The sequence below is a fragment of the Reichenbachiella agarivorans genome, assembly GCF_025502585.1.
Lineage (GTDB): Bacteria > Bacteroidota > Bacteroidia > Cytophagales > Cyclobacteriaceae > Reichenbachiella > Reichenbachiella agarivorans.
In genome coordinates, this window is sequence record NZ_CP106679.1 from 3828299 (window position 1) to 3845869 (window position 17571).

Here is a 17571-nt window from a genome sequence, read left to right on the forward strand (position 1 = left end):
CAAAAACCTATGAACAGCTATAGAAAGTTAATCCTTACCCTTCCCCTACTATTGATCTCTTTGATCCTGTCTGCGCAAGAAATATGCGACGATGGTATCGACAATGATGGCGATGGATTCATTGATTGTTACGATGGTCAGTGTTCTGGGGATGCACAATGTTTAGATTTCTATTTTGGAAACTCGGTAAAATGTCAGGATGCCGCTACTCAGAACCCTGCCTTCTCTGTGAAACTCCAATGGGCATCTGCCGACCAGACTGCTTTCAACTCTGTGACACCAGCCATAGGAGACATAGATGCGGACGGTACACCAGAGGTTGTATCTACCAACAGAGAAAACAATACACTGACCATACTAAATGGCGCCAACGGATCAACCAAACACGGTCCTCTCAATGTAGGATTTGATATCGCCAAAACAGTAGCCATTGCCAACCTAGACAATGATGACTGTGCTGAAATATTCGTCAGAGGTTTTAGAAACAACAACATCAAAATGTATGATTGTGAACTAAACCAAATCTGGTCTAAGACAACCAATACAGGTGGGAAAGTAGGAATCATTTCATTGGCTGACTTCAATGGAGATGGTGTCGTAGAACTTTTGCATGGCAATGAAATAAGAAACGCTCATACAGGAAATGTCATTATTGCAGGTGCAGGTGACTTTGAAACAGAAGTAACGCATGGTACAGTAGCCATAGATATCTTGCCTGACGGTGCATGTGCGGATTGTGCAGGACTAGAAATCGTAGATGGAGGCAAAATATACAGTGTATCGATTGCTACACAAACTAGAACCTTGGTACGTGACATCAATGACATTCTACCCTCAAATGGCCAGTATGCCATCAAATACAGTGATTGGAACTTCAACGCAGCAGCTGTAGCTGATTATAACCTTGACGGAAAAATCGATGTAATATTCAGTGGCGGACAGTATGTGAGTGGTTCACTTAAAACTACTGCTTTCTTCTGGGATGTTACCAACAACAGTGTGATGACATTCACAGTCCCACAAAACCACAGCAATGCAACTGGCCGTATCAACGTGGCTGACATTGATGGTGATGGACATCCTAACTGTACTTTTGTATCTAAACAAAGACTCTATGCATTGGATGAAAACATGCAGCAGATGTGGTACAAAGATGTCAATGAAGGCTCATCAGGATTCACTGGATGTACTGTATTTGACTTCAATGCGGATAAAGCTTCTGAAATTGTGTACCGTGGGGAACAGTATGTCCATATCATAGATGGAAAGACAGGTAACTCTCTCAAGCAAATCAAATGTACTTCTAGAACATTTGAAGAATACCCAGTCGTCGCTGATGTAGATGGTGACGGTGCGACAGAAATATGTGTGGCTTGCTCTACTGATGACAATACGCCATTCTCTCCCTACTCCAATGGTAAATATGGTCAGATCAGAGTATTTGAAGCAGATGGAGGAGAAAACTGGCAACCATCCAGAGCAATCTGGAATCAGCACGGATACTTCAATGTCAACGTCAATGATGACTTGACCATCCCTACCACTCAACAAGATCCAACCAAAGTATTTTCTACCAATGTATGTACTACAGGGGACAATCGTCCTCTAAACGGCTTTCTAAACCAAGCACCTTATCTCAACGAAGATGGCTGTCCTTCTTTCGTGACGCCTGATATTCAAATCGTAAGTATTGTCAGTGTAGGTCAAGCACAATGTCCTGATGTTTCGTTTGATGTGACGATCAAAATCCAAAACTCTGGTGACGTAGTATTGTCAGGCCTCTTGCCAATTACCTTCTACAACGGGTCTCCTACAGAAGACACTTCTATCAAACTCAATACTGTTGCTACTTCTATTTCTGGTTTTGATGTCAATGAAACCATGGATATCACTGCGCAAGTAGTAGGCAATGGAGGAGACTTCGACCTTTATATTTCAGTCAACGACGATGGTTCACAAGACCCAGCCATTACCAACTTCATCAGGCCCATCCCTGAATGTGAAGACACCAACAATCTTACTTTCACTCCTGTCACCTCGCAAAACTTTGACTTGCAGCATGCAGTAATCAGCCACAACGAAAAATGTGACCCTACCAAACCCAATAATGGTGATGCCAAAGTATTCTATTTCGGAACCATCTCTGAGACAGTTACCAAACTATGGTTGGAAGACTTTGAAGGCCTTGCTACTGGTACCAAAACTGACGGAGGGTCCACTGCATGGGACTTCACCACCAGGCCTTCAACTGCAGACAACTTGGAGGTATCTTTCACTGGTGCGACCAATGAACTCTTCTTTAAAGATACCGATGGAGAAGCCGTATGGGAAACACAAATCATTGACATCTCTGCGCAAGAGTCTGTGAATATTTCTGTTGATTTGAAATCTAGCACCAAAACTGATGCTAGCAATGACTACATGAGAGTGTATTACTCACTCGATGGCGGGTCAGAAGTAGGCTTGACAGGAGGACTCAACAATGGAAACTTCGGTAGCCGTACTGCCACTGCTACCAAACTGACAGGTTCCACCTTGAAAATCATCGCTAGAGTCAACAATACCGAAGACGATGAATTTTACTACCTAGACAACCTGTTGGTAGAAGGAGTAACTGATCCACAAACGGGTGAAATTACAGCTGGGTTCAAATTCCACTGGTTCAAAAACAACAATTTTAATGATACCCTCTACACGGGTAGCAGAATAGCTACATTGGCAGATGGAGTGTACCAAGTGGTTGCTTCTTCACTCAGCAACTCGTGTATTTCAGCTCCAGAAGAAATCACCATCAACAAAGTTCAAAACCTACCCAATGTAGTAATCGAAAAAACACAGGACTTGACAGATTGTTCTTCTCCTAATGGTATTTTGAGTGCCTACGTATTGGAGGGTTCCAATCAGGTAACTACTGGCTACACATTCAAATGGTACATTGGCTCTGATTTGACTACTGTCCAGAGTGTCGGACCAGTTGCCACTAACCTACAGGCAAGAACCTACTCAGTCGTAGTAAAAAACAACCTGTCTGGTTGTGAAACCATCCTTTCTGAGGATGTTAGTACTGCTTTGGTTGCACCTGGCATTTCATTGGTTACTTATTCGGACGTGACTGATTGTACCAATACTGCTTCAGGGAGTATTACTGTAGCTTCAGATGGGCCTAACGCTGATTATACATTCAACTGGTACCATGGCAACAAAATCAAGGCAGTGCCTGATCATACAGAGTTAGGTAGCAACGGAGGGCAAACTTATGCAGGACTAGAACCGGGTGATTACTCAGTAGAAGCAATTCTTAACTCTACAGGTTGTATCTCTGCACTGTTGCCTGTTACCATTGTGGACAATTCTGCAGCACCGACCATAGCAGTTACCCCCTCACCTAACAGGTCGTGTACAGCCGATGGAAATGGTACCGCGACCGCCAATGTAAATGGCGGACTAGCGACCAACTATACTTTCAGGTATTACAAAGGATCCAATACCTTGCCTGCCAACGAAATTCTAACAACAGCAGGTACAGGTAAGCAAACGGCTCAACTGTTGTCTGCTGGTCAATACATCGTCACCGCAACAGAAAATGCCACAGGCTGTACTGGACGTCAACAGTTCACCATCGTAGATGACATTGTCAACCCTACTACGCCAACCAACCCTATGGATGACATAGATATCATACATGTAACCAGCTGCAACGGCACCCCTCTAGGACTAGGGTCTATTGATGCCTCTGCACTAGATGGACTTGACGGAGTGGATGTGAGTGAGTTTGAAGCCATAGTCAATGGTAGCTTTGAACAACCAGACATCCAAGCTGTATTTGGTAGTTCAACATTCAAAATATTTGATCAATCTCTAGCGGATGGATGGTCATCTGATGGAGATGGAAACTTGGAATATTGGAGAAGTGGATTCAATGGCGTACCGTCAGTAGAAGGTAACCAATTTGCAGAAATCAATGCCAATATCCCAGGCGCCTTCTATTTTGACATTGTTACCAAGCCAGGTATCCGCATGGTTTGGTCTTTCTACCATAGAGGTCGTGCAGGTGATGACACGATGGCGTTAGAAATCGACGACCCTTCTGCCGCTACCCCTATTGAGATCGTACGTAAAACGACTGGTAAAAATGCTTGGCAAAAATACACAGGAGAATACATCGTACCAGCTGGTCAGACTTTGACAAGGTTTGCCTTCAGAGCTATATCTACCAGTGGTGGTAATAAAAGTGTCGGTAACTTCCTAGATGACGTAGTATTTGAGGTAGCACCTTACTATTTCGAATTGTATTCTGGATCCAATTCATCAGGTACTCCTATTGCATCCAATGCTACAGGGATATTCGATAATCTTAATAATGGTAGCTATACCTTGAAGATTGTCAACAACATCACAGGTTGTCCTACTGATGATATTCCTGTCACGATCAAAGTGGTAGATCAAAAACCAATATTGACCCGACAACTTAAAACTTCTGATGATTACTGTGTGGATGGAAACGGGACGCAAAGAATCACTGCTAAAACTGCTTCTGATTTGGGTGAGCCTGTCAAGGGCTATGATTTCAGAGTGTATACTGGTACAGACACTACCGTTGCTCCCTACAAGGGACCGTTTACGGTTATGAACGGAGACCATACTTTCCAAGACTTGGAAAATGGAGCTTACCGAGTTGTGGTATTCAACAAAGACAATGGTTGTAGAAGCTTTACAGACATTACCATTACGGACAATTCTAAACTGCCGTCTTTTGCAGCACCTATTGTCTCTCCAAACACAACCTGTGATCCAGGAGTCACGCCCAATGGCTTTGCCTCTGCCAATATTTTTGGTCTACCCAAAGCAAACTTTACTTGGACTTGGTACAATGGACATGGTGCTGTTGCTGGTACAGAAATACCAGGTAAAATTAATGAAGATGGTAATGTGAATTCTACTGCCAACAACTTGATTAATTTCCCTGCAGGTGACTACTCTGTCACTGCATACAATACCGTGACGGGCTGTTCTGCGGGCACACAAGATATAACCATACCTAATGATCCTGGTGCTCCGCAAATCAATTTATCGGAACTAGCTCCTAACACAGGCTGTTTCAAAGGCAATGGATCAATCACTGCGAGTGTGTACGTACCATCTACAGGTACCAATGCGACAGATGATTATACTTTCGAGTGGTTCTTGGGTGCTGATGATACTGGTACACAACTCACCCTAGGTGCAGACCTTGGCAACAACTCCAACGTGACCTTTGTAGGAGTCGGAGGCTACCAAGTCGATAGTTTGGGTGCCGGCACCTATACAGTGCGTGTGACTGATCCAGGCAATTGCGTCAACACCAGAACGATTACGATCAACAGCAATCCTTCTGAGCCAGTGATTGATGCAACTACTGTAGGAGCAGTAAACATAACACCCGTCTCTGTGTGTACAGGTAGCCCTGATTTCGCCAATGGTGCAATCGAATTGACAGCAGTCGCTGATGCGATCAGCAGCGATACCGCAGATTTTGTCTATACATGGTATATCGGTGCTTCTGACACAGGTACACCGATCCAAGATGGGGACAAAATCACTCCTACAGCCAGCAAAACAATCACTGGAGCTACGAGGGCACACATCAAGGGTTTGGAAGAAGGTTCTTATACCGTTGTAGCAACCAGAGTATCTACAGGTTGTAGTTCGGATCCAGTGACGATAGATGTAGACACTACCCCTATCACACTCAATGCAACCCTAGATCCAGCCAACACCAATAACAACAGCGTCTGTGACATCTTGGTCAATACAGACAACGCGCATGATGGTAAAATCACTATTGACCCAGCATCCTTGACTGGAGGAGTAGTGGCTTATACATGGGAATGGTATGCAGGCACAGATGCCATCACAGGACAAGAGATCGCAACCATCGTCCCCACTGCTGATGCGAGTGCTGGCAATATTTTGGACAAAATACCTGGTGGTGACTATACAGTCAAAGTGACTAACATCACTACAGGTTGTGAAGCCGTAGAAACTTTTAGCATAGGGACGGATGTTCAAAACATCAACCTCGACAAAACTGTGGCAGGCAATGTAACCTCTACCCCACTATCGGTTTGTGAAGGTGCTGCTACTTACCCTAATGGTGGTGTAACTTTGGCCAATGCAACAATCAACGGAGCTGCTCCAACAGGAGCACTAGGTTACTACTGGTACTATGGCAACTCGGTAGACGCTGCCAAGTTGCTTACGGATGGAGTTGACATCTTCAACCAAAAAGGAATTGCAGGTACTGCAAACATCGCAGTTGCAGGTGCAAACACTGCTGCCATTACAGGTCTTAACAACGGTAATTATACCGTTGTAATCTTGGACTCTCTGTCTGGTTGTACTTCTAATGCGATCAACATAGCGGTAGGTTTGACAACCAATACTTACACTGCTTCGGCTGATTTAGTCACGCCTGGTGCTACTGTTAACAATACGGTTTGTGATATCGTAACTAATCAGTCCAAAAAATATGACGGTCAGATCACGATTAATCCTAATGGTGGATTTGCTGCTACTGACTTCACCTATGCGTGGTTTGCTGGACTAAACGACAACACGGGAACAGAAATTGCAACCGTTGTACCTTCTGCTACCGTCTCTGGCAATGTATTGAGCAACATCCCAGGTGGAGACTACACAGTCAGAATGACCAATAAAATCACGAATTGTTCTAGTCTACAGTCTTTCAACATCAATACTGTTGAGCAAGATGTAGTCATCACTAATGCAGTGGGTGGAGACGTGACAAAAACCCCACTCTCTGTTTGTGAAGGTGCTGCTACTTATCCAAATGGTTCTATTAATTTGAACAACATCACTGTAGGTGGAGCTGCAGCTGACCCAACCAAAGTTGAGTTTGCTTGGTACTTCGGCTCTTCTGTCGATCCTACTAAACTCATCAGTAATGGTGACAATATCGTTGATCTCAAAGCTGGTTCTGTAACTGGTGTTGCTGCAGTACCAGTGGCAGGAGCTACTACAAAAAACATCACTGGACTCAACAATGGTAACTATACTGTAGTAATGACCGATCTAGTATCTGGTTGTCAATCAGATCCTATTTCAATCGCTGTAGGTTATGCACCTCCAGCAGCTTATACCGCAACCGTAGATGCAACTCCTGGTGCTACTGTCAACAATACGGTCTGTGACATCACTGTAGCCTCTAGCCACAATGGTCAAATCACTGTCCAACCAGATGCGGGTGCTGTAGGTGACTATACTTGGACTTGGTTTGTAGGGCTAAATGACAACACTCCGATTGCGGGATATGCTGCTTTCACTGCAACAGAAAATAACAATGTATTGAGCAACATCCCAGGTGGAGACTACACAGTCAGAATGACCCATAAAACCACGAATTGTTCTAGTCTACAGTCTTTCAACATCAATACTGTTGAGCAAGATGTAGTCATCACCAATGCAGTGGGTGGAGATGTCACAAAAACCCCACTCTCTGTTTGTGAAGGTGCTGCTACTTATCCCAATGGTTCTATTAATTTGAACAACATCACTGTAGGTGGAGCTGCGGCTGACCCAACCAAAGTTGAGTTTGCTTGGTACTTTGGCTCTTCTGTCGATCCTACTAAACTCATCAGCAATGGTGACAATATCATTGATCTCAAAGCTGGTTCTGTAACTGGTGTTGCTGCGGTACCAGTGGCAGGAGCTACTACAAAAAACATCTCTGGACTCAACAATGGTAACTATACTGTAGTAATGACCGATCTAGTATCTGGTTGTCAATCAGATCCTATTTCTATCGCGGTGGGTTATGCGCCTCCGGCAGCTTATACCGCAACCGTAGATGCAACTCCTGGTGCTACTGTCAACAATACGGTCTGTGACATCACTGTCACTACTACTTATAATGGTAAAATCACCATCTTACCTACTACTGGGGCAGTTGCAGATTATGATTACGAGTGGTTTGTAGGATTGAATGATACCACTCCTATTGCTGGGTATGCTCCTTTCACTGCGACTGAAGCAGACAATGTGTTGAGTGATATCCCTAAAGGTGATTATACTGTCAGATTGACTCACAAAACAACCAATTGTTCTAACCTGCAATCATTCAGTATCAATGAAGATTTGACGAAGCCTGTCATCAACAACACGCTTGCTGCAGATGTATTAGAGAATCCAAATACAGTATGTGAAGACGCTACTACTTATCCAAATGGATCAATTGATTTGGCCAATATCACAGGCAGTGGAAGTTATTCTTACGTTTGGTACTATGGTACTGGCATAGATGCATCCAAAATCATTACCAATGGTACAAACATTTTGGATCAAAAAGGAACTGGTACTGGAGGCAGTGTGGTAGTAATTGATGCAGCCAATGACAACATCAGTAACCTTGATGCAGGATTCTACACAGTGGTTGCTACTGACAATGCTACGGGTTGTGTCTCTGATCCTATTACCATAGAGATTGAAGATGACCTTGCGACACTCGTGATTGCAGCATCTGTCACACAAGATAACTTCAGCTGTGATGTGACTACCCCAACGGGCGAGGTTACAGCTAGTGTCACCAGTGGTACAGCCAACTACACTTTGGATTGGTATGCAGGAACTAATACCACTGGTACATCGCTTGGTCAAACAACCAACATTGACAATACCTTAGGTTCTTTGTCTAATGGCACCTATACAGTGTTGCTGACAGATATAGATACCAAGTGTACTCAAACCGCTCAGGTAGTAATCAAGAGATCGATTCCGATCATTACTTTGACCATGGGACAAACAGACCAAACCAATTGTACTCCGAATGGTACGGCAACTGCTACTCCAAATGCCATCACTTATACCAATGGTGCGCCTATCAACCATGCGCCTATTGCTTATACTTATGAGTGGTATGAAGGACAAATAGTGACGGGCACTACTCTAGCAGAGACTGGAGCTGTTTTGAGTGGACAGGTTGCTGGATACTACACCGTAGTAGCTACAGAGACTTTATCAGGTTGTAGCAGCAATGCCTACACCATAAAAATTGAAGATGGTGTGACCGCCAACCTCCCTACAGCCACAATCTCGACAGGAACAAATGCAGGTGGTACTACAGGTATCATACCAACCAGTTGCAATGGCTTGGGTTCGATCGTAGCTGATGTAGCGACCAATCCAAACGGAGGTAACATTACTTTCGAGTGGTACGAGGGGTCTTTGGACTATGCTGGTGATCCTAGTGCAGGTACTGCACTGTCAAGTGGAACTGGTCAACTTGCAAGTGATCCAAGTGCTAACATCATTGTAAGTACTACACCAGGTTCTGGTACCTCAGGATATGCCTCCTTGGAAAATATCCCTTCTGGTTTATATACCTTGGTCATGATTGATGGTACTACTACTTGTAGATCACAGGAAACTTTTGACTTGCCTTTCTTGGGTCAACAAGCGACTACTACCATTGCAATCAAGCATGTAGAGGGATGTCCTGATGACGGGGAAGCGACAGTAGGTTTATCTGACAACATCGAAATCACTTACATCAATCTAAGTGGTACATTTGTAGATGGAGAAACTGTCATTGCAAGCCCAAGTGGTGCGACTGGTGTAATCTACAATGACAATGGAAGCTCAATGAGTATCTCTACAACCTCTGAAGACGCATTTACCGCCAGTGATGATATTACAGGACAAACATCTTTAGCTACTGCTGACATTGATGGACTGATTGATGGATATAATGAAGATGCCGTAGATGACATCTCTGAATATGATATCTATTTGTATTCAGGTTCTGGCGTACCAGCTGATAGAGAGACTCCTTATGTATTTGAGGGTGAAACTTTCCCAAAAATCAAAAGTGGGGCTGGAAAAGCACCAGGTGATACCATCAAATTCGTTGGTCTCCCAGCAGGCACCTATACTGCTGTAGCTAGGGAAAAATCAAATCCTAATTTTAATCCTTCCAGTACAGAACGTTGCTTCTCTGCTTCTGCGACAGATGCGATCGAAAAGAGGTCCTTTGCTCCTATCGTAGATTCTTACTCAATCATTGACAACACGGTTTGTGATACCAGCTACCCTGCTGGTGCCAATGGATCTATCACAGTGACTGCTAGAAAGGACGCTGAGGACACCTACCAACCAGGATTATTTGAGTTTAACTTCTATGAAGTAGGCGCTGAATCTCCTGGACAAGAAGTACACACTGAGAGCGATGTTACTACCACTACTGCAACTGCTTTGGCGCCTGGTGACTACATCGTCTACATAGACAGATTGGGTAAAGCTGGAAATACTGCCAATGGATGTCAGGTGACTCAGACATTTACAATCCAGGATGATCCTGAAGAGCATGTACTTGCGAGTATTGATGCAGGTGTCACTCACATCGTAGACTGTAGCGGTACAGGTAGTATCACGATCACAGATGCTATGATTACAGAAACTGCTGCGGACTACACCTATGCATGGTACAAGGATACTTACCCAAGTACTGCACTCACTGAGACAAGTGCTACTCTATCTGGACAAACTGCAGGAATGTACTTTGTAGAAGCAACACATAAAACCAAAGGTTGTGTGACCTCTGCAGTTCAGACAGAAATTTTGGACAACTCAGAAGCACCTGTAGTGGTCATTAGCCTAGGTCAAGCTGACTCCTACTGTAAGCCTGGTGACCAAGGTAGTGGTATCCTCAATTGGACCATCACTGGTGCTACGGGTAGATATACATACAATTGGTACAAAGGATCTACAACTGGCACCTTGGTCGCTGGAACTGGTATCACAGGTATCACAGGTGTCAACCAAATCATCACAGGTGGTTCATTGGCCAACATAGCTAGTGGAGAATATACCATTGAGGTTATTGACATGCTTTCTCCAGATGAGACATGTTCTACGACTGCTACATTCACCGTGCCTGAAGAAAGTCCAACTGTGACCATAGGTGTATCTGACTACATCATAGTAGACAATGAAAACTGCAATGGAACTGGATCTTTTGAAATCACGGATGTGCTAGAAGACGGTGAAAGTGCGATCACAGATTTGGGTTATGATCTGGCAGTCGATTACTCTTATGTCTTTAGGTTAAAAGGGAATTTACCATTGACCAGCGGAACCATTGATCCAGCCACTCCTTACCTACTCGAAGGTTTGGAAAAAGGCGACTATCAAGTAACTATCACCAACGAAACAAGCAAATGTACGAGCTCGGTATTCTTCTTCTCTATCGATGATGAATTTGAGTTGCCAAACATTGTGTTGACAGCCAAAACTGATGATACAAGTTGTAATCCAGCTGCCAACGTAGGTTCTGGTTCTCTATCAGCTGCTGTAGATGAAGGTGGCTCGAATGAAACGGCCGGTTATACATTCACTTGGTTCAGAGGTACTGATACTTCTGCTACAGGTGTTGAGATTGACGGTTCAGGTCCAGAATCAGTATCAGGTACTGAAGGTCAAACCATCTCTGATCTCGCTGCAGGTACCTACACCGTCGTGGTGGTGGATACTACTGATCCTAACAATACTTGTAGGTCAGAAGCTACTTACACCATCGTGGAGGACAATGCAATCATTACTTTGACAAGTACTGAATACACTATCACAAACAATGAAAACTGTAACGGTACTGGTTCTATCGAAATCACAGATGTACTAGAGGATGGTGTCGCCACTGGTAATCTTGCTAACTACACCTATGCTTTTGCAATGAAAGGTGGGGCAGCACTTCCTGCTTCTGCTATAGTATCAGGGGCTGACCTCAACATACTTGAAGGACTAGAGGAAGGTGAATACCAAGTAACCATCCAAAACAAGACGACTCTTTGTACGAGTTCAACATTTACTTTCTCTATCGATGATGAATTTGAGTTGCCAAACATTGTGTTGACAGCCAAAACTGATGATGCAAGTTGTGATCCAGCTGCCAACGTAGGTTCTGGTTCTCTATCAGCTGCTGTAGATGAAGGTGGCTCGAATGAAACGGCCGGTTATACATTCACTTGGTTCAGAGGTACTGATACTTCTGCTACAGGTGTTGAGATTGACGGTTCAGGTCCAGAATCAGTATCAGGTACTGAAGGTCAAACCATCTCTGATCTCGCTGCAGGTACCTACACCGTCGTGGTGGTGGATACTACTGATCCTAACAATACTTGTAGGTCAGAAGCTACTTACACCATCGTGGAGGACAATGCAATCATTACTTTGACAAGTACTGAATACACTATCACAAACAATGAAAACTGTAACGGTACTGGTTCTATCGAAATCACAGATGTACTAGAGGATGGTGTCGCCACTGGTAATCTTGCTAACTACACCTATGCTTTTGCAATGAAAGGTGGGGCAGCACTTCCTGCTTCTGCTATAGTATCAGGGGCTGACCTCAACATACTTGAAGGACTAGAGGAAGGTGAATACCAAGTAACCATCCAAAACAAGACGACTCTTTGTACGAGTTCAACATTTACTTTCTCTATCGATGATGAATTTGAGTTGCCAAACATTGTGTTGACAGCCAAAACTGATGATGCAAGTTGTGATCCAGCTGCCAACGTAGGTTCTGGTTCTCTATCAGCTGCTGTAGATGAAGGTGGCTCGAATGAAACGGCCGGTTATACATTCACTTGGTTCAGAGGTACTGATACTTCTGCTACAGGTGTTGAGATTGACGGTTCAGGTCCAGAATCAGTATCAGGTACTGAAGGTCAAACCATCTCTGATCTCGCTGCAGGTACCTACACCGTCGTGGTAGTGGATACTACTGATCCTAACAATACTTGTAGGTCAGAGGCTACTTACACCATCGTGGAGGACAATGCCGTCATCACTCTTACCGCTGCACAATACACGGTCACCAATGACCTCAACTGTGCAAATGACAATGGTACTATTACCATCACAGATGTCATGGTCGATGGCGTTTCCAATGGAGGTACAGCAGGCTTTACATTCGCTTTCGCGAAGAAAGACGGAACTGCGGCTGGTGCACCACATGGAGGTACGCAAGTAGGCTCAGGTCCAGTCATTAGTGATCTTTCTAAAGGAGACTATCAAGTAATCATCACCAATACAACGACAACCTGTACCAGTGGTACTTACTTCTTCAACATCAAAGAGATCAAGACTGATCCAGTAGCAGTATTGGTTAGCAAAACTGCTGACACCAACTGTACACGTACAGGTAACAACGGTGATGGGTCATTGACCATAGCCCTACAAAGTGGTGCAGCAGTGACTGATTATAGTTTTGACTGGTACAGAGGAGCGACAGTAGATGCGACTATGCACTTGGTGACTGGAACAGCAGCCAACATAGGAAGTGCTGTCGTAGGAGGTACTAATGGAGAAACAGTTACACTTTTGGCACCTGGTATCTACACGGTAGTGACTACAGATACCAATGGCAATGGCGTCAACGACGGTTGTGCTTCCACCAAGTCATTCGAGATATTGAATGCACCTGTGATGAACACCCTGGACAGTGTCGCTGTAGCTGGCAACATCACCCACATCGTAGACTGTGGAGCAACCAATGGCACAATCACCATCAATGATGGGGATCTGAGTGCTGGTGCTGTGACTGACTATACTTTCACATGGTACACTGCCAACCCTAAAGTTCTGATTGCAGCTCCGTCTGTTACGACAACTGCTACTTCTATTACATTGAATGACCTTGCGGTAGGCAGCTACTATGTAGAGGCAATCCATAACACAACAGGGTGTAGCACAGGGCAACAATTGTTTGCGGTAGAGGACAACACAGTAGCACCTGAGGTAACGATTTCGGTCAATACCGCAGACACGAGCTGTGACATGGATGCCAACGAAGGCAATGGTGCCCTCGACTGGACTATCACCAACAATGACGGAGGTAACTATTCCTACCAGTGGTATGCTGGATCTACAGTAGCCAGCGGCACTACTCTGGTTGATGGAGTTGGGCCAGACCATAGCATTGCAGGTACATCAGGAACAGGCACATTCCCTACAGCTGCGGGAGTCATCAGTGGTACACTTTCAGGTATAGACGCTGGCAACTATATCTTGGTCGTGACTGACAATGACAACCCTGGAGCTACCTGTTTTGTTGCAGCTGAGATTATCTTGGAAGAGCAAATCCCAGTCTATGAAGTAACAGCAGCTATCAATACTGACAACCTGAATTGTGTCAATGATAACGGATCAATTGAGATCACAGGGATCACCGAAAACGGTGGCGCTGCATCAGTGGCAAACTTTACCTTCACAGTACAAAATCTGGATGGTTCAATTCCTGTAGGCTCTACCCCTACAGCTACTGGTGCAACTGGTTTAGCCGCGGGAGATTATCAGATTATCATCAGCAGTACAGTTTCATTCTGTGCGGGCGAAGTATATGACTTTGTGATCGAGGATGATATTACCTACCCATCAGTTGACTTCACACTGGGTCAAGCAGATATGTACTGCGATGGTGGCAATGGTGAATTGACTGTAGCTACTGATGCTGCTGCTCCAGTGACTATTGAGTGGACACATGACCCAGCTGCAGGAGCCACAATAACTGGCTTGGATAGTGGCCCATATGAAGTAACCATCACAGATGGTGTGACTGGTTGTAAAATCACCGAAACATATACTGTACCATTCATTCCTGAGGAAATCCAACTAGACCTAGTTACAGATGTGATCATGATCCCTAGTACAGATTGTACACCAGGCAATGGTAGCATTGAGTTGACATCCATCAACCCAGATTTGCTATCTGATTATACCTACTTCCTCCACACTGGAAACTATACAGTAAATGCAGGGGTTGACATGGGTAACAACCCAGTATTCACAGGATTGATGGCCAACACCTACTACATCGAGGCGAAAAGCAATGTCTCAGGATGTTTATCTGAAGTGTTTGAAATCGAAGTAGAAGACGCCAGCACGCCTCCAGTGGTAGAGTTGGAATCCTTCTTGTTGCAAACCAATTGTGACCCATCCAATCCTAACGGATCGTTGACCGTCACAGCAGATGGCTCTAGCAGCACGACAGACTATACTTTCACATGGACAGGTGGTCCAGCCAATGATCCTACCTATGCAGGATTAGGTGACGGTTCATACACGGTGACCGTAGAAAATATGTCTACAGGTTGTGTCACTACTGAAACATTTGGTATGAGATCAGAAGCAGCAGAACCTCTGCTCCTCAACATCACTACCTTGAGTAATGAAAACTGTATAGGATTCAATGGAGAACTGGCTATTCAGGTACTGAACTCTACGAATCTCACCGCAGTATTCGAATACTACCTAGTAGAAGGTGAAAACTATGACGAAAGTGCAATCACAGCAGCAGCCAACAACTTGAATGGCAATACTGCAAGTGGCATGTTGCATGGCACCTACTCTATCGTCGTACTAGACGTAGATGGCGGATGTTCATCTGACCCTAATATCATAGAGATACTAGACGCTACCAACATGGATGACATGGAAATGCAGATCGTACAGGATCATGCCTTGACCAAATGTGATTTGACCAAAGCAGACGGACAGGCAACTGTCAGCTCGATCCCTGATCAACCATCTAAGTTCACGTTCTACTGGCACGATGGACCCACATTGGCTGATCCGTTGCTGGACTCTACTTTTACTGTATATCAGTTGATCGACCAGACCTATGCGATAGAGATGGTGGATAGATACACAGGATGTAGAACTGATGACAGCATCACGATCACCAACGAGACACAACCTGTGCCACTGCCATTGGTTACTTTGGTCAATGACAGAACCAACTGTGTGACTCCAAATGGTGTATTGAGTGCTGCAATCAACGAAGAAACAGCAGGATATAGCTTTGCTTGGTCAGACATCAATGGCGATCCAGTGGGTACCAAGAGTACAGCCTCTGGCTTGGACATAGGTGTCTATACAGTCAAAGCGAAGGATCTCAACACAGGTTGTATCTCAGACCCAGTAGAAACTCCTATCTCTGACCAGAGAGTAGAGCCATTCTTCAAAGTGGCTACTACAGACTCTCAATGCAAGGAGCTGGTATTTGGCACTGATGAGTACCTGGGCGATGGTACAGCAGACTTGATCTTCAACACCAATGTGATCATTGAAGAGATATACTGGACGTTCAATTCGGGAAGTAAAATTGATACTACCAATGTATCAGACATCATCAGTCAGGACGAAAGATTGAGTGGCATTGGACCAGACGACTACAGAGTCATGGTAGTGGATGACAACCAATGTACATACGAGGCTACTTTCTCGATTGCTACGGATATTAAAATATTCAATGCAGTGACAGACAATGGTGACACGAAAAATGATTACTTCAGAATCACCTGTGCTGACAAGTTCCCTAACAACAACGTCAAAATATTCAACAGAGCAGGTACCTTGGTGTACAAAGCAGATGGATACGAAGACCGAGTTGATGGAAAAGTATTTACAGGAAAGAGTAACGTAGGACTAGGCGGTGGAGGCTTAGGTTTGCCAGCTGGAACTTATTTCTATATTTTTGACAAAGGAACAGGTGGAGACGATGATGTACAGCAAGGCTACCTTGAACTATTAAGATAAAATGGAATGAAAAGATATAGAGTACTTCTTTTAATAGTCGTTACATGTATGAGCTTGACAGTCGCTGCACAGCAGCGACCTGTCTTTTCTACATATCCATACAATGGGCTCTCCATCAACCCTGCCTATGCAGGTAGTTTGAACCTCTTTTCAGCCACATTTACAAATAGAAATCAATGGGTCAACATTGACGGAGCACCGATCTACCAATCATTGACCGCACATACTACCTTCAAAGAAAATCAAATAGGTACAGGAATCAATTTGGTTCGTGACCAAGTAGGTGTACATGAGCAGTACAGTGTGTATGGTAGTTTTGCATACAAAATCCGGATGAGCAAAGGGATTCTATCTATGGGATTACAAGGAGGCTTTGACCAGAGGACTTCCAACTTCCAAGAACTAGATTGGTTTGATCCTAGCGATCCCTTGTCCGTCTACTCAAAAGAATTCAACCCCAATTTTGGCGTAGGGTTGTACTATGCCAACCGTGATTTTTTTATTGGAGGATCTATTCCCTATATCCTGACTCCTCAGATCAAGTACAATGCAGAAGTTCCTACTACTGGAAAATCATCTAGGTACTATTATGTCAATGGGGGATTTGTAAAGGATTTGAATAGGAATTTGAAGATCAACCCTTCTGTACTATTGAGGTTCCAAGACAACGTACCCTTTGCCTTTGATGTCAATGTCAATTTGATCATCAACGAAATCGTGTATGCGGGCGTCTCTTATAGACATCAAGACTCCTTCTCACTCATGACACAGTTGGTGCTAAACGAAAACTTCAGGATTGGCTATGCCTATGACATTCCTACTAGTGACCTCAATGGCTATACGGCTGGATCACATGAGATTCTGCTCAACTACCGCATCCGACTCAAAACCAGTAAGAAAGATGGTCTGTGCCCGGTTTATTTTTAGACACTAACCTGAGCTCGATTCTTAAAGAAGGCACATGAGCCACAATAGGGC

At 44.3% G+C, this 17571-nt stretch carries 2 protein-coding genes; both read left to right on the forward strand.

Features of this window, described 5'->3' with window-relative positions; all coding sequences use genetic code 11:
* The first annotated feature begins 9 nt into the window (after positions 1–9).
* Positions 10–16593 (forward strand): T9SS type B sorting domain-containing protein, encoded by a 16584-nt coding sequence (locus N6H18_RS16045; RefSeq protein ID WP_262309299.1) that lies wholly within the window; start codon positions 10–12, stop codon positions 16591–16593.
* A gap of 6 nt (positions 16594–16599) precedes the next feature.
* Positions 16600–17520, forward strand: coding sequence for a PorP/SprF family type IX secretion system membrane protein (locus N6H18_RS16050; RefSeq protein ID WP_262309300.1), 921 nt, complete (start codon positions 16600–16602; stop codon positions 17518–17520).
* Positions 17521–17571: the final 51 nt, after the last annotated feature.